At 64.3% G+C, this 25,273-nt stretch carries 28 protein-coding genes; 12 read left to right on the top strand and 16 right to left on the bottom strand.

The window, feature by feature from the left end:
• Positions 1-6: 6 nt before the first annotated feature.
• From odhB to lpdA, 4 genes are all read left to right on the top strand, one after another.
• Positions 7-1,500, top strand: a complete 1,494-nt coding sequence (odhB, locus tag QO034_RS09660) for a 2-oxoglutarate dehydrogenase complex dihydrolipoyllysine-residue succinyltransferase (protein WP_284485316.1) — start codon at positions 7-9, stop codon at positions 1,498-1,500.
• Positions 1,501-1,587: 87 nt separating this feature from the next.
• On the top strand, positions 1,588-2,025 hold the full coding sequence (locus QO034_RS09655) for a trypco2 family protein (RefSeq protein ID WP_284485315.1): 438 nt from the start codon (positions 1,588-1,590) through the stop codon (positions 2,023-2,025).
• A 2-nt stretch (positions 2,026-2,027) separates the two neighbouring features.
• The gene (locus QO034_RS09650; RefSeq protein ID WP_284485314.1) at positions 2,028-2,417 is read left to right on the top strand and encodes an MAPEG family protein; all 390 of its coding nucleotides are present in this window, start codon (positions 2,028-2,030) and stop codon (positions 2,415-2,417) included.
• A gap of 162 nt (positions 2,418-2,579) precedes the next feature.
• Entirely contained in the window at positions 2,580-3,968 is a 1,389-nt protein-coding gene (gene lpdA, locus QO034_RS09645) for a dihydrolipoyl dehydrogenase (RefSeq protein WP_284485313.1), read from the top strand.
• Between the two features lie 15 nt (positions 3,969-3,983).
• Here the strand turns inward: lpdA and QO034_RS09640 are convergent, their stop codons facing one another.
• On the bottom strand, positions 3,984-4,562 hold the full coding sequence (locus QO034_RS09640; protein ID WP_284485312.1) for a TetR/AcrR family transcriptional regulator: 579 nt from the start codon (positions 4,560-4,562) through the stop codon (positions 3,984-3,986).
• 103 nt (positions 4,563-4,665) lie between these two features.
• On the opposite strand from QO034_RS09640, the gene QO034_RS09635 reads away from it, so the two are divergent.
• Positions 4,666-5,259, top strand: a complete 594-nt coding sequence (locus QO034_RS09635) for an NAD(P)H-dependent oxidoreductase (RefSeq protein ID WP_284485311.1) — start codon at positions 4,666-4,668, stop codon at positions 5,257-5,259.
• A gap of 42 nt (positions 5,260-5,301) precedes the next feature.
• Here QO034_RS09635 and QO034_RS09630 read toward each other — a convergent pair whose 3' ends face one another.
• The 3 genes from QO034_RS09630 to QO034_RS09620 are packed head-to-tail and all read right to left on the bottom strand — an operon-like array spanning position 5,302 to position 7,615.
• Positions 5,302-6,045 carry a lysophospholipid acyltransferase family protein gene (locus tag QO034_RS09630; protein ID WP_407696753.1) on the bottom strand — a complete coding sequence of 248 codons (744 nt, stop codon included), beginning with the start codon at positions 6,043-6,045 and terminating at the stop codon, positions 5,302-5,304.
• Positions 6,042-6,941 carry a cell division protein FtsX gene (locus tag QO034_RS09625; RefSeq protein ID WP_284485310.1) on the bottom strand — a complete coding sequence of 300 codons (900 nt, stop codon included), beginning with the start codon at positions 6,939-6,941 and terminating at the stop codon, positions 6,042-6,044. Before QO034_RS09625 ends, QO034_RS09630 begins: the two co-directional genes overlap by 4 nt.
• Positions 6,938-7,615, bottom strand: a complete 678-nt coding sequence (locus tag QO034_RS09620) for a cell division ATP-binding protein FtsE (RefSeq protein ID WP_284485309.1) — start codon at positions 7,613-7,615, stop codon at positions 6,938-6,940. The genes QO034_RS09625 and QO034_RS09620 overlap by 4 nt, the downstream gene beginning before the upstream one ends.
• Positions 7,616-7,803: 188 nt before the next feature.
• Here QO034_RS09620 and QO034_RS09615 point away from each other — a divergent pair, with 188 nt between their 5' ends.
• Entirely contained in the window at positions 7,804-8,580 is a 777-nt protein-coding gene (locus QO034_RS09615; RefSeq protein ID WP_284485308.1) for a zinc-ribbon domain-containing protein, read from the top strand.
• Here the strand turns inward: QO034_RS09615 and QO034_RS09610 are convergent, their stop codons facing one another.
• Genes QO034_RS09610 through argH form a run of 6 tightly spaced genes read right to left on the bottom strand, consistent with a single transcriptional unit; the run spans position 8,581 to position 14,603 of the window.
• Positions 8,581-11,145: a TIGR02302 family protein gene (locus QO034_RS09610; protein ID WP_284485307.1), complete on the bottom strand. Its 2,565-nt coding sequence runs from the start codon at positions 11,143-11,145 to the stop codon at positions 8,581-8,583. It abuts the gene before it with no gap.
• A gap of 34 nt (positions 11,146-11,179) precedes the next feature.
• Entirely contained in the window at positions 11,180-12,445 is a 1,266-nt protein-coding gene (lysA, locus tag QO034_RS09605; protein WP_284485306.1) for a diaminopimelate decarboxylase, read from the bottom strand.
• A gap of 49 nt (positions 12,446-12,494) precedes the next feature.
• Positions 12,495-12,812 (bottom strand): DUF2834 domain-containing protein, encoded by a 318-nt coding sequence (locus QO034_RS09600; RefSeq protein ID WP_284485305.1) that lies wholly within the window; start codon positions 12,810-12,812, stop codon positions 12,495-12,497.
• A gap of 3 nt (positions 12,813-12,815) precedes the next feature.
• On the bottom strand, positions 12,816-12,986 hold the full coding sequence (locus QO034_RS09595; RefSeq protein ID WP_284485304.1) for a hypothetical protein: 171 nt from the start codon (positions 12,984-12,986) through the stop codon (positions 12,816-12,818).
• Positions 12,987-13,014: 28 nt separating this feature from the next.
• Positions 13,015-13,218 (bottom strand): hypothetical protein, encoded by a 204-nt coding sequence (locus QO034_RS09590; protein ID WP_284485303.1) that lies wholly within the window; start codon positions 13,216-13,218, stop codon positions 13,015-13,017.
• Positions 13,215-14,603: an argininosuccinate lyase gene (gene argH, locus QO034_RS09585; RefSeq protein WP_284485302.1), complete on the bottom strand. Its 1,389-nt coding sequence runs from the start codon at positions 14,601-14,603 to the stop codon at positions 13,215-13,217. The genes QO034_RS09590 and argH overlap by 4 nt, the downstream gene beginning before the upstream one ends.
• A gap of 23 nt (positions 14,604-14,626) precedes the next feature.
• On the opposite strand from argH, the gene QO034_RS09580 reads away from it, so the two are divergent.
• A complete protein-coding gene (locus tag QO034_RS09580; RefSeq protein ID WP_284485301.1) occupies positions 14,627-15,184 on the top strand; it encodes a TlpA disulfide reductase family protein in 558 nt (185 codons plus the stop codon).
• 24 nt (positions 15,185-15,208) lie between these two features.
• On the opposite strand, the gene QO034_RS09575 is transcribed toward QO034_RS09580, so the two are convergent.
• Positions 15,209-15,784: a DNA-3-methyladenine glycosylase I gene (locus tag QO034_RS09575; RefSeq protein WP_284485300.1), complete on the bottom strand. Its 576-nt coding sequence runs from the start codon at positions 15,782-15,784 to the stop codon at positions 15,209-15,211.
• A 149-nt stretch (positions 15,785-15,933) separates the two neighbouring features.
• On the opposite strand from QO034_RS09575, the gene QO034_RS09570 reads away from it, so the two are divergent.
• The 4 genes from QO034_RS09570 (at position 15,934) to QO034_RS09555 (ending at position 20,265) form a co-directional block, all read left to right on the top strand.
• Positions 15,934-16,773 carry an EAL domain-containing protein gene (locus tag QO034_RS09570; protein WP_284485299.1) on the top strand — a complete coding sequence of 280 codons (840 nt, stop codon included), beginning with the start codon at positions 15,934-15,936 and terminating at the stop codon, positions 16,771-16,773.
• Positions 16,774-16,989: 216 nt separating this feature from the next.
• Positions 16,990-18,165 (top strand): acetyl-CoA C-acetyltransferase, encoded by a 1,176-nt coding sequence (locus tag QO034_RS09565; protein ID WP_284485298.1) that lies wholly within the window; start codon positions 16,990-16,992, stop codon positions 18,163-18,165.
• An 82-nt stretch (positions 18,166-18,247) separates the two neighbouring features.
• Complete coding sequence (gene phbB / locus QO034_RS09560) at positions 18,248-18,970, top strand: acetoacetyl-CoA reductase (protein WP_284485297.1); 723 nt, start codon at positions 18,248-18,250, stop codon at positions 18,968-18,970.
• Between the two features lie 305 nt (positions 18,971-19,275).
• Positions 19,276-20,265, top strand: coding sequence for a transcriptional regulator GcvA (locus tag QO034_RS09555; protein ID WP_284485296.1), 990 nt, complete (start codon positions 19,276-19,278; stop codon positions 20,263-20,265).
• A 66-nt stretch (positions 20,266-20,331) separates the two neighbouring features.
• Here the strand turns inward: QO034_RS09555 and QO034_RS09550 are convergent, their stop codons facing one another.
• The 3 genes from QO034_RS09550 to QO034_RS09540 all read right to left on the bottom strand — a co-directional run bounded on the left by QO034_RS09550 (position 20,332) and on the right by QO034_RS09540 (position 21,602).
• The gene (locus QO034_RS09550) at positions 20,332-20,496 is read right to left on the bottom strand and encodes a YdcH family protein (RefSeq protein ID WP_284485295.1); all 165 of its coding nucleotides are present in this window, start codon (positions 20,494-20,496) and stop codon (positions 20,332-20,334) included.
• 120 nt (positions 20,497-20,616) lie between these two features.
• A complete protein-coding gene (locus QO034_RS09545) occupies positions 20,617-21,390 on the bottom strand; it encodes a tRNA1(Val) (adenine(37)-N6)-methyltransferase (protein WP_284485294.1) in 774 nt (257 codons plus the stop codon).
• Positions 21,387-21,602 (bottom strand): putative signal transducing protein, encoded by a 216-nt coding sequence (locus tag QO034_RS09540; RefSeq protein WP_284485293.1) that lies wholly within the window; start codon positions 21,600-21,602, stop codon positions 21,387-21,389. Before QO034_RS09540 ends, QO034_RS09545 begins: the two co-directional genes overlap by 4 nt.
• 56 nt (positions 21,603-21,658) lie before the next feature.
• On the opposite strand from QO034_RS09540, the gene QO034_RS09535 reads away from it, so the two are divergent.
• The gene (locus QO034_RS09535; protein WP_284485292.1) at positions 21,659-22,657 is read left to right on the top strand and encodes a polyprenyl synthetase family protein; all 999 of its coding nucleotides are present in this window, start codon (positions 21,659-21,661) and stop codon (positions 22,655-22,657) included.
• On the opposite strand, the gene QO034_RS09530 is transcribed toward QO034_RS09535, so the two are convergent.
• Complete coding sequence (locus QO034_RS09530) at positions 22,633-23,559, bottom strand: 4-(cytidine 5'-diphospho)-2-C-methyl-D-erythritol kinase (RefSeq protein WP_284485291.1); 927 nt, start codon at positions 23,557-23,559, stop codon at positions 22,633-22,635. The two genes, QO034_RS09535 and QO034_RS09530, sit on opposite strands and share 25 nt — an antisense overlap.
• The gene (locus QO034_RS09525; protein WP_407696752.1) at positions 23,546-25,267 is read right to left on the bottom strand and encodes a tetratricopeptide repeat protein; all 1,722 of its coding nucleotides are present in this window, start codon (positions 25,265-25,267) and stop codon (positions 23,546-23,548) included. Before QO034_RS09525 ends, QO034_RS09530 begins: the two co-directional genes overlap by 14 nt.
• Positions 25,268-25,273 lie beyond the last annotated feature (6 nt).

Below are 25,273 nucleotides of genomic sequence, written 5' to 3'. Positions count from 1 at the left end.
CTGAACATGACCACCGAAGTCCGTGTCCCGACCCTGGGCGAATCCGTGACCGAAGCCACCGTCGCCACCTGGTTCAAGAAGCCCGGCGACATCGTCGCCGTCGATGAAATGCTCTGCGAGCTGGAAACCGACAAGGTGACGGTCGAGGTGCCCAGCCCCGCCGCCGGCAAGCTGGCCGACATCGTCGCCGCCGAAGGCGAAACCGTCGGCGTCGATGCGCTGCTGGCCAATATCGCCGAAACCGGCGACGCCACCCCGGAACCGGCGGCCAGAACGGAAGAGGCCAGGCCCGCCAAGGCCGGCAACGGCGCTGTCGACATCATGGTGCCGACCCTCGGGGAATCCGTCACCGAGGCGACCGTCAGCACCTGGTTCAAGGCCGTGGGCGACAGCGTCTCGCAGGACGAGATGCTCTGCGAACTGGAAACCGACAAGGTCAGCGTCGAGGTGCCCGCCCCCGCCGCCGGGGTGCTGACCGAGATCACCGCGCCCGAAGGCGCCACCGTCGATGCCAGCGCCAGGCTCGGCGTGATCGCCGGCGCCGCCGATGGCGCGGTCGAACCCGCCCCGCGCCCGGAGGCGCCGGCCGCCGCCCCCGCCAGGGGAACCGGCGATATCGAGGATGCGCCCTCCGCGAAAAAGGCGATGGCCGAAGCCGGGATCTCCCGCGATCAGGTCACCGGCACCGGCCGCGACGGGCGGGTGATGAAGGACGACGTCGCCCGCGCCGTCGCCGCCGCGGCGCAGCCCGCGCCCGCCCCCGCCTCCATTCCGCGCGCCCCGGTGCCCGCCGATGACGCCGCGCGCGAGGAACGGGTCAAGATGACCCGCCTGCGCCAGACCATCGCCAAGCGCCTGAAGGACAGCCAGAACACCGCCGCCATGCTCACCACCTACAACGAGGTGGACATGACCGAGGTGATGGCCCTGCGCAACCGCTACAAGGACGAGTTCGAAAAGAAGCACGGCGTCCGCCTCGGCTTCATGTCCTTCTTCACCAAGGCCTGCTGCCACGCCCTGAAGGAAGTCCCCGAGGTCAATGCCGAGATCGACGGCACCGACATCGTCTACAAGAACTTCGTCCACATGGGCGTCGCCGCCGGCACCCCCACCGGCCTCGTGGTGCCGGTGATCCGCGATGCGGACAGCATGTCCTTCGCCGAGATCGAAAAGGCCATCGCCGAAAAGGGCCGCCGCGCCCGCGACGGCAAGCTCTCCATGGCGGAAATGCAGGGCGGCACCTTCACCCTGTCCAACGGCGGCGTCTACGGTTCGCTGATGTCCTCCCCGATCCTCAACCCGCCGCAATCCGGCATCCTCGGCATGCACAAGATCCAGGACCGGCCCATGGCGATCAACGGAGAGGTCGTCATCCGCCCGATGATGTATCTGGCGCTGTCCTACGACCACCGCATCGTCGACGGCAAGGGCGCCGTGACCTTCCTCGTCCGGGTGAAAGAGGCGCTGGAAGATCCGCGGCGGTTGCTGATGGATTTGTGATGAACACATGACAGACTGAAGCTAGGCTCTTTTCGCATGGCCGGCGTCCGTCGGCCATCTAATGTCACGGACTTGGAGATCGTCGAAATGGACTTGAAAGATTTCATTAAAGAAACGATCGGGGGCATTATAGAGGCCACCAGTGAACTCCGTGATGCATATGAAGAGCAGGGCGTGATTATCAACCCACCAACATCATACGGCCTAGAAGGTACCTCAAAATTCGAAGAAGGCAGCCCTGATCATACTGTGAGACGCATCCATGAGGTTGAATTTGACGTAGCAGTTACTGCCACAAAGGAGACTAAGGGAGGCGGAAAAGCCGGTTTAAGGATAATGTCCTTTGATGCAGGTTTGAATGGCTCGCACGCACGTAAGGGAGAGGAGATTAGTCGCGTAAAGTTCGCTATTCCAATCACTTTGCCTGCCAGCAACGCGGAAACAAGAAACAAACTGGCCAAGGAAGAAGAACGGGCAAAACGCACTAGCGCAATGAGCAATTACAAGTCACGGCCTGTTGTTTAACCATGACCCCCGAACTCACCGCCCTCACCCTCGCCGCCCTGCTGCAAACCCTCCAGTTCGCGGCCTACTCCATTGCCGCCAACCGGCAGGTCGGCCCGAAAACCGCGCTCGGCCCCCGCGACACGCCCGTCCAGCTCACCGGCATGGCGGGCCGGCTGCAACGGGCGATGAACAACCATTTCGAAGGGCTGATCCTCTTCACCATCGCCTGCACCGTCATCACCCTCTCGGACCAGTCCACCGACCTCACCGCCGCCTGCGCCTGGACCTATCTCGCCGCCCGCCTCCTCTACGTCCCCGCCTACGCCCTCGGCCTCACCCCCTGGCGCTCGCTGATCTGGTTCGCCGGCTTCCTCGCCACCCTCCTTATGCTGCTGGCGGCGCTCACATGACCTTCATCTTTGCGAAAATACTCCGGGGTGAGGCGCGCCAGCGCCGAGGGGCAGAGCCCCTCCCCCGCCCCTCGCACCCCGGCAATCTGCACGACGCGTATGCACGCGGTATGCACGGCGTATGTACGCCCGGCACAGCCCGAATTCCCACAGGAGACTCCCATGGCAAACTATGACGTCATCATCATCGGCGCCGGCCCCGGCGGCTATGTCTGCGCCATCCGCTGCGCCCAGCTGGGCCTGAAAACCGCGGTCGTCGAAAGCCGCGACACCCTCGGCGGCACCTGCCTCAACGTCGGCTGCATTCCGTCCAAGGCGCTGCTGCACGCCTCCCACCAGCTGCACGAGGCCCAGCACAATTTCGCCGCCATGGGCCTCAAGGGCAAGGCCCCCACGGTCGACTGGAAACAGATGCAGGCCTACAAGCAGGATGTGATCGACGGCAACACCAAGGGCATCGAATTCCTGTTCAAGAAGAACAAGATAGACTGGCTCAAGGGCTGGGGCAGCATCCCGGAACCGGGCAAGGTCAAGGTCGGCGACGAGGTCCACGAGGCGAAGAACATCATCGTCGCCACCGGCTCCGAACCCTCCTCCCTGCCCGGCGTCGAGGTCGACGAAAAGGTGGTGGTCACCTCCACCGGCGCGCTCGAACTGGGCAAGATCCCGAAGAAGATGGTGGTGATCGGCGCCGGCGTGATCGGGCTGGAACTGGGCAGCGTCTATTCCCGCCTCGGCGCCGAGGTGACGGTGGTGGAATATCTCGACGCCATAACCCCCGGCATGGACCCGGAAGTGCAGAAGACCTTCCAGAGAATTATGAAAAAACAAGGGCTTAAATTCATCATGGGCGCGGCGGTGCAAAAGACCGAAGCGACCAAAACCCAGGCCAAGGTGCATTACAAGCTGAAGAAGGACGACAGCGACCACGTTCTGGACGCCGATGTCGTACTCGTCGCCACCGGGCGCAAACCCTATACCGACGGGCTCGGCCTCGACGCGCTCGGCGTCGAGATGTCGCCGCGGGGACAGATCAAGACCGGCAAGGACTGGCAGACCAGCGTCAAGGGCATCTACGCCATCGGCGACGCCATCGACGGCCCGATGCTGGCCCACAAGGCCGAAGACGAAGGCATGGCCGCCGCCGAACAGGTGGCCGGCAGGCACGGCCATGTGAACTACGGCGTCATCCCCGGCGTGATCTACACCTGGCCCGAGGTCGCCAATGTGGGTGAGACCGAGGAAACCCTGAAGAAACAGGGGCGTAGCTACAAGGCCGGAAAGTTCATGTTCATGGGCAACGGCCGCGCCAAGGCCAATTTCGCCGCCGACGGTTTCGTCAAGATCCTCGCCGACAAGGACACCGACCGCATCCTCGGCGCCCATATCATCGGCCCCGGCGCGGGCGACCTGATTCACGAGATCTGCGTCGCGATGGAATTCGGCGCCTCCGCCGAAGACCTCGCCATGACCTGCCACGCGCACCCGACCTATTCCGAAGCGGTGCGAGAGGCGGCGCTGGCCTGCGGCGACGGCCCGATCCACAGCTGATCGCAGCCCCGGCGGTCACACCGCCGGGGTCAGCCAGGCCGCGAGATAGGTTTCGAACCTGTCCTGAAAACTCTGCGCCTGATGCAAGGCGCAGAACTGCAACCCCATCGACTGCACTGCAAAGGCCTGCACCCCTTCCGCCAGCAAGGTGTCATCCACGTCGCGGCGATAGTCTCCGGCCGGCATCCAGCCCGTCACCAGCGTCGCGTAGCGATCGAAACTCATCGCGATCGGCCCGATCTCGGTAACCGCGGCGGCCCCCGAATAGCGCAGGATCAGATCGAACACATAACGTTCGCAGGTCATGAATCCGTGTACCGGCAACAGCCGCGCACAGATCCCGGCGATATCGGCGGGCGCGGGCAGCGCCCCGGCCTGCGTCAGCAGCGCGTCCAGTTCCTGCCCGATCAGGATCTCCATCAACGCGTCCTTGTCGCGGAAATGCGCGAAGAATGTGCCCTTCGCCACCCCGGCGCGCGCCACCACCTCTTCCACCCGCAGCGCCTCGTAGCCGGCCTCCCGCACCAGTGTCTCCGCCACGTCCAGCAATTTCGCCCGTGTGCGCAGGGTGCGTTGTTGAACCGGTTTGCTCATGAGCATGTCTTCGCATTTTTTCTGACCACGGTCAAATTTTTTTATTGACCGTGGTCATTTTATATACAAATAAATGACTACGGTCATTTTTAGGAGAATCACCATGCCTGCCAAGAAGATCTTCATCCTTGACGGCCATCCGGCCGAGACCAGCCTGTCGCGCGCCTTTGCCGAACGCTACGCCGGCGCGGCGCGGCGCGCGGGTCATGACGTGCGCATCGCCCACCTTTCGGATCTCGATTTCGACGACGATTTCGGACGCGGGAACTACAATGATTTCAAACCTCTGGAACCTGCGCTTCAATCCGTGATGGACGACATAGAATGGAGCGACCACATGGTTCTGACCACGCCGATGTGGTGGGGCGGCCTGCCGGCGCGGCTCAAGGGTCTGATCGACCGCGCCTTCGTGCCGGGGCGCGCTTTCGATCCGCGCAATCCGAAACTGGGCGGAATGCCCGCGCCGATGCTGACCGGGCGGTCGGCGCGGGTGATCCTGACATCAGACACGCCGGGCTGGATCATGCGGCTGATGTATCGCCGCGCGCTGATCTGGCAGATGCGCGGCCAGATCCTCGGTTTCGTCGGCATCAAGCCGACTCGCTTCACCTATTTCGCCGGCGCCAGCGACCCGAAGCCGGGGATGATCGAACGCTGGTTCGGCCAGGTGGAAAAGATCGGCGCCGCCGCGGCGTGACTCCGCGTGCCACCAGTGGCGGACACACCGACCGTCCGGCCCTCAGGATCCGGCGTCCGGGTCGAACCCCGCTTCGCGCATCAATGCGTCGGACCGGGCTTCGACCCGGCGTTCCAGTTCGGTCATGAATGCGACGCGGGACATGCCCGGCTCGATCGGATCAAGAAACTCCACCACCGCGACACCGGGGCGGCGCATGATACCCTTGCGCGGCCAGAGCACGCCGACGTTCGTCGCCACCGGAACGCAGGTCTGGCCAAGCTGTTCATAGAGAATCCCGGTGCCGACCTTGTAATCCGCCTTCACACCCGGCGCGACGCGGGTGCCCTGCGAATAGATCACCAGCTGCCCGGCCTCCTGCCGCCCCGCATGAACATCGCGCACCATCTTGTCGATGGCCGCGCCGCGCTTGCCGCGATCCACCGGCACGCAATCCAGAAGCTTGGCATATTGCCCGATCACCGGCGTGCGCAGGATTTCCTTTTTCATGATGAACTTGGCTGTCGGCAAGGCGGTGAAGATCATCATGATGTCCAGAAACGACTGGTGCTTGGCAGCGACCAGAGCCTCGCCCGCGGGCGGCGTGCCCCGCACTTCGCACCGGATGCCGACCATCCAGCGCGCCGACCAGAACACCCAGCGCGAATAGGTCTTGCAGCAGACCCGCGCGCCATGCTTGCTGAACAGCGCCCAGGGCGCGAACGCCAGCCCGACGATCGGCATCATCAGATAGATCTGGCCAACGAACAGCAGCGACCGCAGCCATTGGATACCATCCCGGATCATTGCAAACGCTCCAATCTGCGACGCGCCGCCGCCCTTGTAGCCGCGAAGGCGACGCCCGCGCCCAGAAGCGGGACGAGCAATGGCACGAGCCACCCCGCGCCCTGAAACCCCAGCCCGGTGAGAAACCCGTCCGCATCGCCCGCCGACGGCAGCAGCGCCACCCCGAACACGCCCAGTGCCATGCCCCCGGCGGCGCCAATCAGCGCGCGCAGGGTGAAACGGCGCTCGAAGGCGTTCGCGATATAGCGATCCTGCGCCCCGACCAGTCTCAGAACCTCGATCACCTGCGCATTCGCCGCCAGCCCCGCATGGGCAGCCAGGGTGATCATCGCCGCCATGGCGCAGCCGATCAGCAGGACAGAAAAGACTCCCAGCGTCCGCAGGCTCCCTGCCGCCCGGACCAGCGGTTCACGCCAGCGCGTGTGATCGTCCAGCACCGCGCCCGGAATCTCGGCGCTCAGGCGCAGGCGCAGGCCCTCTGCGTCATAGCCCGGCCCGTCCGCCACAACCTCGATCAGTTGTGGGACAGGCAGGCTGTCCAGCGGCAACGATGCCCCGAACCAGGGCGCCAGAAGGGCGGCCTGTTCTTCCGGGGTCATGGCGCGGGCGCTTGCGACGCCCGGAGTCTGCTCAAGGATCGCCAGCGCCGCCTCGGTCAGCACCGCCCGCTGATCGGCCGAGGCCGAAATGCGCAGGGTGGCGCTGCGGGCCAGTTCGTCGGCCCAGCGATCCGCCAGCCGTCCCGACGCCAGGGACAGCGCCAGGGCGAACACCGCCAGGAATGCCATCGCGCCACTGACAAAGATCGTCAGGTGGGCTGTAAGACCGCTCGGAGGAACGAGCCGGTCCGCCTGGACATCGCCGGCGAGCAATTCGCGGATGTCGCCCTTTTTCACAGGTCCGCCCCCGCCAGTTGCAGCCGCTTTTCGGAAATGCGCAGCACGCGGGCCTGCACCTGGTTCTTCGCGGCACGGATCAGGGCCAGATCGTGGCTGGCGACCAGCACCGTCTTGCCCATCCGGTTGAGTTCCACGAGCAGTTTCAGCAACCGTTGCGACATGTCCCAATCCACGTTCCCGGTCGGCTCATCGGCGAGTATGACGTCCGGCGACATGATCACGGCGCGGGCCAGCGCCGCACGCTGGCGTTCGCCGCCCGACAGTTCCGGCGGCAGGGCATCCGCCCGCGCGGACAATCCGACCCAGTGCATGAGGTCGGTCAGGTTGGTGTTCTCTTGCCCCATGTCGCGCCCGGAAACGATCAGCGGCAGGGCAATGTTGTCCGCCAGCGGCAGATGATCCAGAAACCGGCAATCCTGATGCACGACACCGACCCGCCGGCGCAACAGGGCCGTCTGGTCGCGGTCCAGCGCCGCCAGATCCGCGTCAAACGCCCGGACCCGTCCCACGGTCGGAAGAAGCGCCCCGTAACACAGCTTTATCAGGGTGGTCTTGCCGGACCCCGATGGCCCCGTCAGGAAATGGAACGACCCCGGAGACAGATCGACCGACACATCGCTCAGCAGTTCCTTGCCGCTGTAGCTGTAGCCCACCTGTTCCAGACTGATCACGGCCATCCCCCTGACACTCGGGTGCCTTTTGCCTGACCGAATGACAGGTTTCAATGGCCCTTCGCCCGCCCCGGCGGCACGACGCCGCCGGGGGCCAGATTGTCCTTTTCCAACCGGGTCCGACAACCTATGGTTCCGCAAAACAAGCAGTAGACGCACAGGCAGCGGACAGGATCAGGAGGCGGAGTATGCGGCTGACATGCCCGAATTGCGATGCCCAGTACGAAGTGCCGGATGCGGCAATTCCGGCCGAAGGCCGCGAAGTCCAGTGTTCAAATTGCGGTAACCTGTGGTTCCACGCCCATCCGGATCATCCCCGGCAGGACACGTCCGGGAAGCTCGAATCCGTGGAGCGGAACGACGCGGTCCGCGATGACGATCCGCGCGACGGGCCGGCACGAGGCGGCGACATCGCGCAGACCGGCGAAGACGTGGATGAGGACGAAGATGACCTGGAAGGGGCCGAGGAAGACGACACCCTTCCTCCAAGGCGGGACATCGATCCGGTCGTTATCGAAATCCTGCGCGCGGAAGCGGAACGCGAGGTAAGACTGCGCGCGGCCGAGAAAAGCGGCGCGACAGAGACGGCTGCCGATCCCGGACCAGAACCGGACGATGCCGCCGCCGACGGGGCCGAATCCCCCCCCGTGGACACGCGGACAAAGCCCGGGCGCGACGCTCTGCCGGAGCTTGCCGGACCGGAACCCGACGCGCCGGATGACGTTTCGCCGAACGTGCCACCCGCGCTATCGGCGGCTTCGGGAACCGGAAACGCGGGCGGTTTCGCGCGCGGTTTCGCGCTGGTGATCGCCGTGGCGTCGGTCCTTGTCCTCGTCTATTCCTGGGCCGACCGCATTTCTGAAAGCGTTCCGCAGGCGGCCCCGGCCCTGGACAGCTATGTCGCCAATGTGAACCAGATGCGCGTCTGGCTGGATTCCACGCTCAACACCTATCTTCCGAAATAGTCAGAAACGATCAAGCAGCCTTTGCAGGTAATCCCGTTCGACTTCGGGCCTCTCGGCTTCACCTGACCGCCGCCGGATTTCGTCCAGCAGTTCGCGGGCCCGGCGATACACGTCCTCGCCCTGCAACAGGTTTTCCTGAGTGCCAAGGGATCCGTTCGATCCGCTGTTCCGGCCCAGCGGATCGCGGTTCTGCGCCCGCATGTCGCCTTCGGTCATACCCTGCCCGGTCTGGTTCTGCTGTTGCTGCGCCATCGCTTCGCCCAGCGCGCGCATGCCTTCGCGCAGCGCCTCCATGGCTTCGGACTGCTGGTCGATGGCGCCGGCGTAGTCGTCCTGCCGCAGGGATTGCTCGGCCCCTTCCATCGCGCGCCCGGCCCGGTCCAGCGCATCGCGGGCGGCATCGCCTTCGGGCGTGCCCGCGCCGGGCAACCTGCCCTGTTGGCGGGCCAGTTCATCGCGCAGCGCCTGCTGCCGGTCCGCCAGCGACTGTTCCGATCCCGGCTGCCCGTTGCTGCCCGGCTGGCCCTGCCCGTCGGCGCGCCCCTGACCCTGTCCCTCGTGGCTCTGGCCGCGCCCCTGGCCGCCATTGCGGCCTTCGTTGCCCCGGTTTTCCCCGGACTGGGCACCCGGATTGAACTGTTCCTGAAGATCGCGGAACGCCTGATCGGACAGACCCTGCTGTTCGCGCAGGGTTTCGGCAAGCCCTTCCATCGCCTGCTGACCTTCGGACTGGCCGCCCTGACCCTGCCCCTGGGTCACGCGCATGTTTTCCATCATCTGCTGCAATTCCCGCAGCGCCTGTTCGGCCTCGGCCATGCGGCCCTGTTCCATCAATTCCTGGATGCGGTCCATCATGCGTTGCAGGTCGTCCTGCGTCATCTGCATCCCGTTCTGCGCCTGCTGCTGGTCGCCCTGCTGGCCTTGCTGCTGCGCCTGACGCGACAGTTGCCGCAGGTAGTCGTCCGTCGCCTCACGCAATTCCTGCATCAGGTCGGCGATCTCCTGGTCGCTGGCGCCGTTCTTCATCGCCTCGCTCAGCCGTTCCTGCGCCCGGCGCAGCCGTTCGAGCGCATCGCCCAGGTCACCTTCTTCCAGGAGGATCGCCAGATCCCACATGGCCTGGGCCAGTTCGGCCTGATGGTCTCCGGTCAGGCCATGGTCCGTCATCAATTCCAGCCGACGCAGGATCGCCCGAAGACGCAAATAGCTGGTTTCGGAGCGGAAAACCTCGTCCGGACGATGGGAAATGGCCCGAAGCACCTGCGCCACCCGCCGCGCGTTGTCCAGCGACCAAAGCAGGTCGCGCCGCTGCTCCACCACCGCCGCGGCCATCGGATCGAAGAACCGGCGGGCCGGCAGCAGCATCGGCCGCGGCTCGGCCTCGGTCACGTGACCCGCGGCATCTTCGGCGGACAGCGTGACGGTCACGGGCAGATGCGCCCAGGGGTGCCTGGAAAAATCCTCGACCAGGGTTTCGGTGAAATCGGTCCGGTCCCCGGCAATCGGCATCGGCAATTGCACGATCACCTCGTCCCGCGGGTCCGGGTCCACCGCCAGGCCGTGGCGTCTTGGCAGGACCCCCAGGTCGAGCGTTATCCGCGCCTGCCCGGACACCACGCCATAGTCGTCGGAGGCCGCGAAGGGCAGCAGCATTTCGCCGGTGGCCTCGGCCTCCGCCGGTCCCGCGATAGCCACCTGCGGCGGCATGTCCGCGAGCACCCGCAGGTCCCAGGTCCGCCCGCCGGGTCCGTCGATCCGTAATTCCCCGTCCCGCGCGACGGTGATGTCCTGGATCGGATCGCTTGCGGGCGGGGTTTCCCCGATGCGGCCGGAGACGGTTTCGGCCAGCGTGAGGGCGCCGATCTCGCCATAAAAGCGCAGAGTGATCCGGCTGCCTTCGGGTACCTGCATCATCGGCGCGGACACGTCGTTCAGATAGATCGTCGGTTTGCCCGTGTATCGCGGCGGCTCGACCCAGCCTTCCCATGTCGGGCCACCGGCGAGATCGATCCCGCCCGGCGCCATGGCGGCCATGGTCCCGACGCGCCAGATCGAACCGAACAGCAGCGCCACGAGAAACACCAGCAAGGCCGCATAGCGCAACGCGAAGGGATCACGCCGGGCCACGCGAAGATCCGGGGCGGGCGCGCGGGCGGTGGCGGCACGTCTGGCCATGCGCGTCTGATGCGCCTGCCAGACGGCCATCGAGTCGCGGTCGGCGGTGCCGATCACCTGATCGTCGAGAAGCGCCTGGATCGGATGGCCCGGCAGGGTTTCATCGAGCCGCGCCAACGCCTTGTCCCGTGTCGGCCAGCGGAACTGCCGCAGCCCGATCGCGACTGTCCCGAGCAGCGCCAGTCCGGACAGCGCCGCGCCGCCCCAGACGATCCTGACCGGCAAATGATCCTGCACGCCGAGCATCAGCAGGGCCAGCGCCAGCAGCGCCACGCTGACAAAGGGCCAGAAGCTGCGCACGGCGTTTTCGGCCAGCAGGCCGCAACGGGTGAGGAACAGAGGCAGGCGCAGATCGCTCAGGACGGGGATCGTGCCGGTGGGTTTGGCCATCAGGGTCTCCGAAGGGCCGCGACGCGGAAGCGCGTCACAGCCATTCGGGGATGGTATCGCGATTTATGATTTCGTCAAAGGTCGGACGGTGCCGAATAACCGCAAATTGATCCCCTTTCACCAGAACTTCCGGGATCAGCGGGCGGGTGTTGTATTCGCTGGCCATCACCGCGCCATAGGCCCCGGCGCTGCGAAAGGCGATCGTGTCGCCCGCCGCGAGCGGCGACATGGCCCGTTGCCTCGCGAATGTGTCGCCTGTTTCGCAGACCGGGCCGACGATGTCATAGGGCCGCGTCTCGACACCCGGTTCCGGTTCGACCAGCGGCACGATATCATGGTGCGCATCATACATCGCCGGTCGGATCAGATCGTTCATCGCCCCGTCCAGGATCAGGAAATCGCGTCCTTCGCCCTGTTTCACATAGATCACCCTGCAGACCATGATCCCGGCATTGCCCGCGATCAGCCGGCCCGGTTCGATCTCGATCTCGCAGCCGAGATGGCCGACCGTGCGCTTGATCAGCGCGCCGTAATCCAGCGGCAGGGGTGGCGCGCTGTTGCTGCGTTCGTACGGGATACCCAGCCCGCCCCCAAGATCGAGCCGCCGGATGTCGTGCCCATCCGCGCGCAACAGGGTCGTGAGTTCCGCCACCTTGAGGTAGGCCTGCTCGAACGGTGCAAGATCGGTCAACTGGCTGCCGATATGCACGTCGATCCCGATCACGTCGAGACCGCGCATCGCCCCGGCCAGCGCATAGACCTCGCGGGCGCGGGCGATCGGAATTCCGAACTTGTTCTCGGACTTTCCGGTTGCGATCTTTGCGTGGGTCTTCGCGTCGACGTCCGGGTTCACACGGATGGTGATCGGCGCGATCTTGCCCAGCGACAGGGCCACCGCGTTCAGAACCTCCAGTTCCGGCTCGGATTCGACGTTGAACTGGCGGATGCCGCCTTCCAGCGCGGTGCGGATTTCCTCGGCGGTCTTGCCGACGCCGGAAAACACGATCCGCTCTCCCGGCACGCCCGCCGCCCTGGCCCGCAGGTATTCGCCGACGGACACCACGTCCATCCCCGCGCCGGCCTGCGCCAGCGTCTTCAGGATCGCCTGATTGCTGGCCGCCTTCATCGCGTAGCACACCAGATGGTCGGTGCCCGCCAGCGCCTCGTCGAACAGGCTGAAGTGACGCAGCAAGGTTGCCGTGGAATAGACGTAGAACGGCGTGCCCACGGCAGCGGCAATATCGCTGACCGGCACGTCTTCGGCATGCAAGCTGCCGTTTCTGTAAAGGAAATGATCCATGCCGCGCGATTAAACCGATCCCGAGGGCGGATCAAACGGATTCGTCAGCTCAGTCAACCGGGCGCGTGCGCAGGAACAGGTAGAGCGGCAGGCCGCAGCTGACGCCGATGCCAAAGGTTGCCGGTATCGCGATCAGCCCGATCCAGTTTCGCCGCACCGCGACTTCGGCAATCACGAAAACGGTGAGCGTCACGGCGGCGATTGTCAGGTCCCAGACCAGCCCGCTGCTGGCGGCGTTGGCATGCCAGGCGTCCATCAGTCCGGCGAGATCCAGACCGTTCGCGCCGAACCATTGCAGGAAATAATACATCGGATGCACCGCGCCCCAGACCGCCAGGGCGAGATAGACCTTCCGGAGCGATGACACGAATCAGAACCCCAGGTAGATCGACATCGGCCCCTGGTGAACGCCGAGCGCGCCATAGGTGTGCATCCCGCCGGAACCGACCCCGATACCGACATTCATCGAAGGCTGCACCGGCTCGCCATCGACTCCGCATCCCGCGAGAAAGACGGCCAGTACAACCACGATCTTCTTCATGCCCGAAATCCCGATCTGCTACACATCTTCACGGCAGAACCTGATGATAGCCCGAAACGGCCGCCGGGTCGACCGCGTTGCGCATGGACAGGGACACGCCCATCCGAACATCTCCGGAGACCCCGACGCCACCGATCGTAGAGGTTGGCTCGGGTCGCCGTGACGGCGTATCGACCGGATCGCAGGCGCTCAGCGCCATCAATCCGGCACAGATCAGCAGCGGCCGGATCACAGCGCCTGCCTCCAGCGGGCGATCTGTTCGCGAACCCGCGCCGGGGCCGTGCCGCCATAGGACATGCGTGAATTGACCGAATTCTCCACGCCCAGCACATCGAAGACACCGGCGGTGATGTCCGGATGCACCGACTGCATGTCCGCAAGCGTCAGGTCGGGCAGGTCGCACCCGCGCGCCTCGGCCTTGGCGACCAGAGATCCGGTGACGTGATGGGCGTCACGGAACGGAAGCCCGAGCACCCGAACGAGCCAGTCGGCCAGGTCGGTCGCCGTCGAGAACCCGGACCCGGCGGCGGCGGCGAGACTGTCGCGGTTCGCGGTCATGTCGCGCACCATGCCTTCCATCGCAGCCAGCGCCAGCATCCAGTTGTCGGCGGCGTCGAAGACCTGTTCCTTGTCTTCCTGCATATCCTTGGAATAGGCCAGCGGCAGTCCCTTCATCACCATCATCAGCGCGGTATTCGCACCGAAGATGCGTCCGACCTTTGCGCGGATCAGCTCGGCCGCATCCGGGTTCTTCTTTTGCGGCATGATCGAGGAGCCGGTCGAAAACCGGTCGCTCAGCGTGACAAACCGAAACTGCGCCGAGGACCAGATCACCAGTTCTTCGGCGAAGCGCGACAGGTGGATCGCGCAGATGCTGGCCACGCCCAGGAACTCCAGCGCGAAATCCCTGTCGCTGACGGCATCCAGCGAATTGGCGGCGGGACGGTCGAACCCGAGCGCGGTTGCGGTCATTTCGCGGTCGATCGGAAAACTTGTTCCCGCCAGCGCCGCCGCGCCCAGAGGCGATTCGTTCATCCGCACCCGCGCGTCCCGCACCCGGCTGAGGTCGCGCCCGAACATTTCCACATAGGCCATCATGTGGTGGCCCCAGGTCACGGGCTGCGCGGTCTGCAAATGGGTGAACCCCGGCATGACCCAGCCGGCGCCCGCCTCGGCCTGCCCCAACAGCGCCCGAATCAGCGCGATCAACCCGGTCTCCGCCGCATCCAGCTGGTCGCGCACCCACAGCTTGAAATCGGTCGCCACCTGGTCATTGCGGCTGCGTCCGGTGTGCAACCGGCCTGCCGGTTCTCCAACGATCTCCTTCAGCCGCGCCTCGACATTCATGTGGATGTCTTCGAGCGCGGTGGAAAACGCGAAAGTCCCGGTTTCGATCTCTGACAAAACAGTGAGCAGGCCTTTTCCAATCGCCTCGGCATCGCTATCGGTTATCACACCCGTCGCGGCGAGCATCGCCGCATGGGCGCGCGACCCGGCGATATCCTGTGCCGCCATCCGCCGATCGAACCCGATCGAGGCATTGATCGCCTCCATGATCGCGTCCGGACCGGCGGAGAACCGGCCACCCCACATCTGGTTCGAGGTCGTATCTGTCATATGGAAAACCCTTCGGAGGGGACATGAGAAATCTGTTGCTCGCGTTCGTTTATACGGCCCTCGCGATGGGTGCAAACATTGCCGCCGCAGATATCGCCGAATGGGAAGCGCTGCGCGACGGCGACATGAAGAAGCTGGTGTTTCACGACACGCCCGAACCGGCAAGCACCGCCGAATTCGATCTGGAAGACGGGGCCGGAACCGGCACGCTTGCCGACTATCGTGGCAAATACGTGCTTTTGAACTTCTGGGCGACCTGGTGCGCGCCCTGCCGCAAGGAAATGCCGATGCTGTCAGAGCTTCAGGCGGAATTCGGCGGCGACGATTTCCAGGTGGTGACCTTGGCCACCGGGCGTAATTCGCCGGTCGGCATCCAGAAGTTCTTTGACGAGATCGGTGTCGACAATCTCCCCCGCCATCAGGATCCGAAACAGGCGGTCGCCCGCGACATGGCCGTGCTGGGGCTGCCGATCACCGTGATCCTGAACCCGGACGGGGCGGAAATCGCCCGTCTTCGCGGCGATGCCGACTGGAATTCCGACAGCGCAAGGGCGATCCTGGCGGCGATACTCACGCCATAGGCCCGGCGCCCCCTTCCCCGCGGTTCAGGTCGATACGCCCAGTTTCGCGACCTCCGCATGGCGCGGACAGGTCACAAGATGATCATTGACCATCCCGACCGCCTGCATGAACGCGTAGACGATCGTGGGGCCACAGAAACGGAACCCCGCCTTCTTGAGATCGCGGGAGATTTGCTGTGACAGCGGCGTGAAGGCCGGAACCTCCGACATGTCCCGCCACCGGTTCTGGATCGGCTTGCCCCCGACATAGTCCCACAGGAACCTGTCAAAGCCCTTGTCGCGCTCCAGCCTCTGCCAGGCCTGCGCATTTCCGATCGTGGCTTCGATCTTGCCGCGATGACGGACGATGCCCGGATCCTGCAACAGGCGCCGAACCTCCGGTTCCGACCAGGTGGCGATCACGTCCGGATCGAACCCGCTGAACGCAGACCGGAAATTGTCGCGCTTCTTTAAGATCGTGATCCAGCTCAGACCGGCCTGAAACCCGTCAAGCACCAGCTTTTCCCACAGCGCGCGGCTGTCGTATTCCGGCACCCCCCAGTCCGTGTCGTGATAGTCCACGTAAATCTGTTCGGACCCGGCCCAGCCACAACGCTCCACTTGTGCCTCCTTCCGCATGATACCGATTTCGATCAAACCCGAACCGATTTCGAAAGTTAAGTCCGGATTTACGCATGCCTGCCAATCTGGACGGACCGCGATTCCTTCGGGATCGGCGGAATCGGATTTCTTGCTCCTGCGGGGACCACATGCTGACACGTCGAAAAATGCAGGCCGATATGCCGGAGGGCGGACAAAGCCCGCTCGACTCCGCCGTCGCCGGCCGCGACGACGACACCCTGGACATGGTGACGCAAGCGGTCCGCCATCGCCAGACGATGCTCGCCTATCAACCGGTGATGCAGGCCCAGCCTCCGCACCGGACCGCGTTCCACGAAGGGCTGATCCGCGTTCTGGACGGCACCGGCCGGGTGATCCCGGCCCGCAATTTCATGCACCTGGTCGAAAAGACGGAACTTGGCCGCGAGATCGACTGCCTGACGCTTGAAATGGCCATGAAGACGCTGACCGCGAATCCGTCGGTCCGCCTGTCGGTGAACATGTCGGCGCGCTCCATCGGCTATCAGCGCTGGATGCGCATTCTCGACCGGCACCTCAAGAAGGATGAAACCCTGGGCGAACGGCTGCTGCTGGAAATCTCCGAAACATCGGCGATGACGGTTCCGGAACTGACCATCGATTTCATGGACCGGCTGCAGGACCGCAACATCAGCTTCGCCCTGGACGATTTCGGCGGTGGGATGACCTCGTTCAGATATCTCAAGGAATTCTTCTTTGACGCGGTCAAGATCGACGGCCAGTTCATTCGCGGAATCCACGCGAACAGCGACAACCAGGTCGTGGCGCGGGCGCTGGTGTCCGTTGCCAAACAGTTCGACATGCTGGTCGTCGCGCCGTCCGTCGAATCGGTGAAGGATGCGGAATTCCTCGTCTCCATCGGCGTGGACTGCCTGCAGGGCTATCTCTTCGGCGCTCCGACCGTACGGCCACCCTGGATTCCTCAGGCCGACGACCGCGCTGCCGGCTAGCCCCGGAACCATCATGCTCTACCTGCCCCTGCATCCGGTGCTCGGCGCATCCGGTTGCGCCGCCTGCATCGCATGAGACACACTGTCCGTTGCTGCAATTGCGACAATCCGCTATGTCCAAGCCCGCAAGGAGGGGATTCCCGGACCGATGCCATCCTGCGGGAAGGACCGGCCCGACGCACTCCCCGACATTAATGCTGGCAAAGGATTCACAGAATGACAAACGTAGTAATTGCATCAGCAGCGCGGACCGGTGTCGGCAGTTTTGGCGGTTCTTTCGCCAATACGCCGGCGCATGATCTTGGCGCGGCCGTTCTCGAAGCCGTGGTGGAACGCGCGGGTATCGAAAAATCCGAAGTCAGCGAGACCATTCTCGGTCAGGTCCTGACGGCCGCGCAGGGACAGAACCCGGCCCGCCAGGCCCATATCAACGCCGGCCTTCCGCAGGAAAGCGCAGCTTGGGGCATCAACCAGGTTTGCGGATCGGGCCTTCGCGCCGTCGCGCTCGGCGCACAGCATATCGCGCTGGGGGACGCCGACATCGTCATCGCCGGCGGACAGGAGAACATGACCCTCTCGCCCCATGCCGCAAACCTGCGCGCCGGGCACAAGATGGGCGACATGAAATACATCGACACGATGATCCGCGACGGTCTCTGGGACGCCTTCAACGGCTACCACATGGGCCAGACAGCCGAAAACGTGGCCGAGAAATGGCAGATCTCGCGCGAACAGCAGGACGAATTCGCCGTCGCCAGCCAGAACAAGGCCGAAGCCGCGCAGAAGGCCGGCAAGTTCGCGGATGAAATCGTGCCCTTCATCATCAAGACCCGCAAGGGCGACGTCGTGATGGACAAGGATGAATACATCCGTCACGGCGCCACCATGGAAGCCATGGCAAAGCTGCGCCCCGCCTTCACCAAGGACGGGTCGGTCACGGCCGCCAACGCATCGGGCCTGAACGACGGCGCGGCGGCGACGCTGCTGATGTCCGCCGGGAACGCCGAGAAGCGCGGCATCGAACCGCTCGCGCGCATCGCCTCCTACGCGACAGCCGGCCTGGACCCGTCGATCATGGGCGTCGGACCGATCTACGCGTCGCGCAAGGCGCTGGAAAAGGCCGGCTGGAAGGCCGAAGACCTCGACCTGGTCGAAGCCAACGAAGCCTTTGCCGCCCAGGCCTGCGCGGTGAACAAGGACATGGGCTGGGATCCGGCCATCGTCAACGTCAACGGCGGCGCCATCGCCATCGGCCACCCGATCGGTGCCTCGGGCGCGCGCGTGTTGAACACCCTGCTGTTCGAGATGAAGCGCCGCGATGCCAAGAAAGGTCTCGCCACCCTGTGCATCGGTGGCGGTATGGGTGTTGCCCTCTGCGTCGAACGCGACTAAACGGAATCGGGTGCGCAAGATAATTGCGCACCCGACACAATTTCCTGCAACTAAGTTGCCCAAGCACCAATTGGAGACCAGAATGTCCCGAACAGCTCTTGTAACCGGAGGCAGCCGCGGGATCGGCGCCGCCATTTCCAAAGCCCTGAAAGCCGCCGGCTATTCCGTCGCCGCAACCTATGCCGGCAATGACGAAGCCGCCGCGGCCTTTACCGAGGAAACCGGCATCAAGACCTACAAATGGAACGTGGCCGATTACGACGAGAGCAAGGCCGGCATCGCCAAGGTCGAAGCCGATCTCGGCCCGATCGACGTGGTCGTCGCCAATGCGGGCATCACCAAGGATGCGCCGTTCCACAAGATGACCCCGGAACAGTGGCACCAGGTCATCGATACCAACCTGACCGGCGTTTTCAACACCGTCCACCCGGTCTGGCCCGGCATGCGCGAACGCAAGTTCGGACGCGTGATCGTCATCAGTTCCGTCAACGGACAGAAAGGCCAGTTCGCGCAGGTCAACTATGCCGCCACGAAAGCCGGCGATCTCGGGATCGTGAAATCGCTCGCGCAGGAAGGCGCCCGCGCCGGCATCACGGCCAATGCGGTCTGTCCGGGTTATATCGCGACCGAGATGGTGATGGCGGTGCCGGAAAAGGTGCGCGAAAGCATCATTGCGCAGATCCCGGCCGGGCGTCTGGGCGAACCCGAAGAGATTGCCCGTTGCGTGGTCTTCCTGGCCTCCGACGAGGCCAGCTTCGTCAACGGATCCACGATCAGCGCGAACGGCGCGCAGTTCTTCAGCTGATCCGAAAAGTCACGCGGAAACCTGAAAAGGGCCGGTCGTCAAGACCGGTCCTTTTTGGTGCTTCGTGTTCCGATCAGGTCCGCTTGCGCAGCGAAAACAGCCAGTTCCACGCATCCTTGATCGCGCGGGACCTTTCTTCATGCGCGACCTGAAAGGTGCGACGGGTGTCAGGGTTGGTCGTGCATTCCAGCATCCTAGTCTCCTTCGTATTCAGCAATTCTGTTCTGACACCGAATATGCGCCCTTGGAAAATTACTGACAAACGAGACTTTTCACGCCTTCGGATAAGTATTACTTGAGTGACCATGACAGACAGGCTGCCACCTCTGACCGCCCTTCGGGCATTCGATGCTGCCGCGAGGCACATGTCCTTTGCCCGCGCGGCGGCGGAATTGAACGTGACGCCGGCGGCCCTGTCCTTTCAGATCAAGTCGCTTGAGGAGCACCTAGGCCAGCCGTTGTTTCACCGGCTGAACCGGTCCGTCGAACTGACCGAAGCGGGCCGGGTTCTAGCCCCCGGTGCGGCGGAGGGGTTTCAGACGCTGAGCGCCGCGTGGCGGGCGGCTAGGCGGTTGCAGGACGACAAGACCCTCACAGTCACGGCGGGGCCTGCTTTCACGGCGAAATGGCTGGCGCCCCGTCTCTATGAATTCGCCCAGGCGAACCCGGACATCGAACTGCGGTTTTCCGCCAGCCTCAGGATGATGGATTTCGACCGGGACGAGGTCGATGTCGCAATCCGTTTCGGATACGGCCCCGACCCGGACTTGTTTGCCCTGCCTCTGGCCTTTGAATGGCTGACGCCGGTCCTGACCCCGCAACTGGCGGCGCAATACCCGACCGCGGAGGATCTGCGACACGCGCCGATCCTGTTCGATACATCGGTCGATCACCTGCTGCGACCGCCCTGCGACTGGGAGACCTGGTTTCGCGCTGCGGGAATCGACTTCAACCCGACGCATGGCGCGCGTTTTTCACAGGCCGATCATGCTGTCGATGCGGCCCTGGCGGGCGTCGGCGTCGTTCTGGGAAGACGTGCGCTGGTGGTGAAGGATCTACACGAGGGACGCCTCGTCGCGCCCTACGGGATTGCCCTCAGAACCAAGGCTCATTTCAGGTTTCTTTGCCCCAAGGGCGCAGAAGACCGCCCGCAGATACGCGCGTTCCGCGACTGGATGCTGCGCGAGATCGAAAAGACGGCCTCGGTTTCCGAAAGCCTGACGATCATCCCGGTCGAAGACGTTCTGCCCAAGGCGGCTCTCGACAGCCCTACGCCCCGGCAACGACCGGAATGATCCTCAAAACCCTTCGGAATGTTTGGTCGGAATTTCGGGTGGAGTGACGGCCCGAAAGAGCCCCGATCAGGCGGATAGCCGCTCGATTTCCTCTTTCAGCTTCAACTTCCGCTTCTTGAGTTCAGCCAGATGCAAGCCGTCCACACCCGGCGCACGCTGGGCTTGCTCGACCTCGAAACTCAGGTGTTCGTGCTTCTTCTTCAGTTCAATCAGGTGCGAGCTCAGGCTCATGGCAGTCCTCCTCTGAATAAGTTGCACATGAAGTTGAGCATATTCTTTGCTCCCTGTCACGTGACATTCACAATCCTCTGATAGCAGATCGCCGGCTCGTGAAATGGCCCTGGCGCGGCGTCAATGCCGCCCCCAGGCCAGAGGCGCGGCATCGCGCAGAACTGCCGCAACAGAAGCCGTGTAGCTGTCCCGATCGGCGGTGTGCCGCGCGCCCTCATGCAGGATGCAGGGGGCATGCAACCGGAACGCAGCCCGCCCGCCCTTGCGGGCGCGCAGAATCACCAGATCCGGCGCACGTCCCGGTCGCGCCGAAAGGGGTAGAACTTCGACCGACCCGAGGCTGTCTTTGCAGGCCAAAAGCAGATCGGGCAGGCGGTCGGTTCGTTGAATCATGTGCAGGTAGCCCTTCGGGGCCAGCCTGCGGGCCGCGACGGAAACCCAGTCGGCAAGGGGCGTGGCGGATTCCCCCAAGGCCAGGCGGCGCCCCGTGTCCCGCGCCGAAGAATGGGATGCAGGTCGAAAATAGGGCGGGTTCGCAAGCACATGGTCGAATGCCATCTGGCGCAATCCCGCCGGGAGCGCGGTCAGGTCGGCCGTCACGATATGGGCGCTGATTTCGTTGATCTCTGCATTGCGCCGCGCGAGTTCGGCATAGGCCGGCTGAAACTCGACGCCCCAAAGCGTCAACCCCGGCATGCGCGCCGCGAGACAGAACAGGGCCGCCCCCGCCCCGCACCCCAGGTCCAGGACCGATTGACCGGCCCTGGCAGGCGCGCTCGCCGCAAGCAGCACGGGATCGATACCCGCCCGGTAGCCGTGCCTTGGCTGCAACAGATGAAGCCGTCCGCCCAGAAAAGCGTCCCGCGTCAGCTCACTGTCGGCGAAAAGGCTCATTGCCCCAAGGGTATGTCATTGTCCCGCATGACGCGGACCGCGCGGTCATAATCGTCGCAGCGCACCATCATCCGGCGCGGAAAGATTCCGATGCCGCCTTCGAGGATGCTCATGTTTACGTCCATCTGAAAGCAGTCTATATCCTCGCCCTGTAAAAGAGCGGATGCGAAAGCCATGATGGTCGGGTCGGTGCTGCGCAAAAGTTCTTTCATATCAGGGGATGTAAGGGCAAGGTTCCGCGGATGTCGAGCCTTGTTTCAGGGGTGAAATGGATACGGGTATCGTGACAAAACCGCATGATGCGCTGGCGAACACGCTCTCGGAAGAGATGACGGCGGTCAATGACCTGATCCGGCGGCGCATGGCGTCCAAACACGCGCCGCGCATTCCCGAAGTGACGGCCCACCTGGTCGAGGCCGGCGGCAAGCGCCTGCGGCCGATGCTGACGCTCGCGGCGGCGCGGTTGTGCGGATACTCCGGGCCATTTCACATCCATCTTGCCGCCACGGTGGAGTTCATCCACACCGCGACCCTGCTGCATGACGACGTGGTGGATGAAAGCGGCCAGCGCCGGGGGCGCCCGACCGCCAATCTCCTGTGGGACAACAAATCCAGTGTCCTGGTCGGGGATTACCTGTTCGCCCGCAGTTTTCAATTGATGGTCGAAACCGGATCCCTGCGGGTTCTGGACATCCTCGCCAACGCCGCCGCCACCATTGCCGAAGGCGAAGTGTTGCAACTGACCGCCTCGCAGAACCTTGCGACCGATGAAGCCGTCTACCTGCAAGTGGTGCGCGGCAAGACAGCGGCATTGTTTTCGGCGGCGACCGAAGTCGGCGGTGTGATCGCCGGCGCGCCGCAAGCCCAGGTGCAGGCGCTGTTTAACTATGGCGATGCGCTCGGGATCGCGTTCCAGATCGCCGATGACCTTCTCGACTACACCGGCGATGCTTCCGCGACGGGCAAGAATGTCGGCGACGATTTCCGCGAGCGCAAGCTCACCCTGCCGGTGATCAAGGCGGTGGCACAGGCGACGCCGGAGGAACTGTCGTTCTGGAAACGCACGATCGAGGACGGTCGGCAAACGCCCGGAGATCTGGAAACGGCGCTGGCGATCATGGCGAAATACGGCACATTGGACGCGACCCGCGCCGATGCATTGGACTGGGCCGAAAAGGCGCGCCTCGCGCTCGCGAAACTGCCGCAGGACCCCATTCGCGACATGCTCGAAGACCTGACCGACTACGTGGTGTCCCGCCTGTCCTGAGGAGCGGTTCGCGCAATTTCGGGGTCCGGGCTGGCAATGCCCCTTCCGGGGTTGAGCGTCGTCCTTGCAACCCACCAGCCAACACAGGTACGTTTCAGTCTGTCCGCCGTCTTTTGCGCCGCTTCGGCGCTGTCAAACAGCCCGAAACAGGTCGCCCCGGACCCGCTCATCCGCGACAGCAGCGCCCCCTCTCCGTCCAGCGCCTTCAGAACCTCGGCGATGACGGGTGCCTGCAGGATCGCGGGCGGTTGCAGATCGTTGCGCTGACGACGCAGCCAGCCGATCGTGTCACCAAAGGACGACCCGGTCGTGAACGGCGGCATGGGGGGATTTCCCTTTGCCGTCAACGCGCGAAACACCTCGCCCGTAGGCACCGCAACACCGGGGTTCACCAAGACCGCGGGCAGAGGCGGGATATCATTCACCCGTTGCAACCGATCCCCGATCCCCGACACCCGGACCGCGCCCGGCTCCAGGCACATGGGCACGTCCGCGCCCAGCGACAGTGCTTCGGCGAGCGAGAGCGCAGCAACGCCATGGCTGCGCCTCACCGCGCGCAGCAGCGCGGCGGCGTCGGACGACCCACCGCCGATACCGGCGGCCGAAGGCAGGTTCTTTTCAAGCAGGATGTCGGCGGTTGCGACATTCACCGCTGCCGCCGCGCGCAGCACAAGATTGCCATGATCGACCGGAACACCGGCGCAAAAGGGACCGGTGATGCGCAGCCGCAGCGCCTCGGATGGGGAAACCGTGATCCAGTCGCCGACATCGGCGAAGACCACGAGACTGTCGAGCATGTGATACCCGTCGCCTCTCTGGCCGGTCACATGGAGGGTAAGGTTAATCTTGGCGGGCGCGAATTCCCGGACGGCGCCTCGGACTTGGGCGTCAGCCGCCGTCATTGACCACCTTCAGCGGGTCGGATCCTTCCTGCGCCAGCACCTCGTCCAGCCCGATCTCGAGCTTGCGGCGAATTCGCTCCGGGTCGGCTTCGCCATCCGTGTCCTCCGGGTCGATGAAAGACAGCGCCCGCTTCCACTGGAATTCCGCCTCGCGGTAGCGACCGACGGCCCAGTAGACATCGCCCAGGTGGTCATTGACGACCGGATCGACCGGCATCAGTTCGACCGCCGTTTCCATGTGATCGACGGCTTCTTCATAGCGGCCGAGCCGATAGAGGACCCAGCCGAGGCTGTCCACGATATAGCCGCTGTCCGGCCGCGCCGCCACGGCGCGTTCGATCATGTCCAGAGCCTCGTCCAGCTTTTCGCGGCGCTCGACCAGCGAATATCCAAGATAGTTCAGGACCTGCGGCTGTTCCGGATTGATCTCCAGCGCGGCGCGGAAATCGGCTTCGGCCTGGTCCCATTGTTTCAGCCGTTCATGGCTGATCCCGCGGGCATAGAGGAGGAACCATCGGGCATTGGCCTCTTCGTCGGAATATTCCAGCGCCCTGTCATAGGCGGCGACCGCCGCGGGATAGTTTTCCTGCTGGCGTTGCAGGTCGCCGAGTGCGGAGTAGACCGGCGCCAGCGTCGGCTGAACCTGCGCCAGTTGCTCCAGGACCTCGATCGCCGCATCCGGTTTCGCCGCCCGCCGCAGGGCTTCGGCGCGGCCCATCTCTGCGGCATGATATTCCGGGCTGGACTTGGGTATCTTCTTGTAGGTTTCGACGGCGAGTTCGTCCTGCCCCAGCGCATCCAGCAATTGCGCGCTCAGCAGCAGGGCCTCGACATGATCCGGACGCAGGTAGGTGGCGACGCGCACATAGACCAGCGCGTAATTGTCCGCGGTTTCGCCGGTCAGGGCTTGACCGATGGTATAGAAAACCTCGGCGATCCCGTCATGCGGCGACGTGACCTGATCGAAGGACAGTTTTTCGCCCGCCGCGAGGCGGTCGGCCATGTCCTGCAAACCGGGGTCCAGCCGTTCCCCGAAGACATCGGTCAGAAAGGCCAGCGCATCGTCGTTGCGTTCCAGCTGCGACAGGATCTGGACCCGGGCCGTCGCAGCCCCGCGCGACATCGCGGAGAGGCCGCTGTCTTCGTCGGCAAAGATCGCCTCGGCCCCTTCGAAGTCACCGACCGACGCCAGCGCCAGCGCCTTGTGGTAGAGCGCAAAGCTGCGCAGCCCGTTTTCTTCGGCCACTTTTTCGAACTGTTCCAGCGCCTGCGCCACCGATCCGGCGCCCATATGCGCCCAGCCGATCACCAGGCCGTCGACCAGCGGGCCGATGCCTTTGGTCTGCGGATCGCGCGCCAGAAGTTCGTCATACTTGTCACTGGCAACCAGGTTCGCCACCACGACCATATGCGCGACCTGGCTGCGCAGGCCGAGTTCTTCCATGTATTCGGCCACCGGCAAGGCGCGATCGACCTGGCCGACCGCCAGTTGCGCCAGGACGACATTTTCCATCAGGACAGGATTGTCCCGATCCCGTGCCAAGGCGCGCGAATAATATTCGGCGGCTGCCTCGAAGTTATTGTCGTTGATCGCCTGGCGACCGGCAAGATACGATCCGGCCGAGGTGTCGGCTGCCCAGACGAAAGGGGCCGCGAAGGACAATGAAACGGCAATAAGAACCGCGTTGCGCAAAGATGAAAGACCCAAGGAACC

It is taken from the genome of Sedimentitalea xiamensis (genome assembly GCF_030164465.1).
GTDB lineage: Bacteria > Pseudomonadota > Alphaproteobacteria > Rhodobacterales > Rhodobacteraceae > Sedimentitalea > Sedimentitalea xiamensis.
Note: the sequence above shows the minus strand (reverse complement) of the source record. Positions and strands in the feature narration are given on the sequence as shown.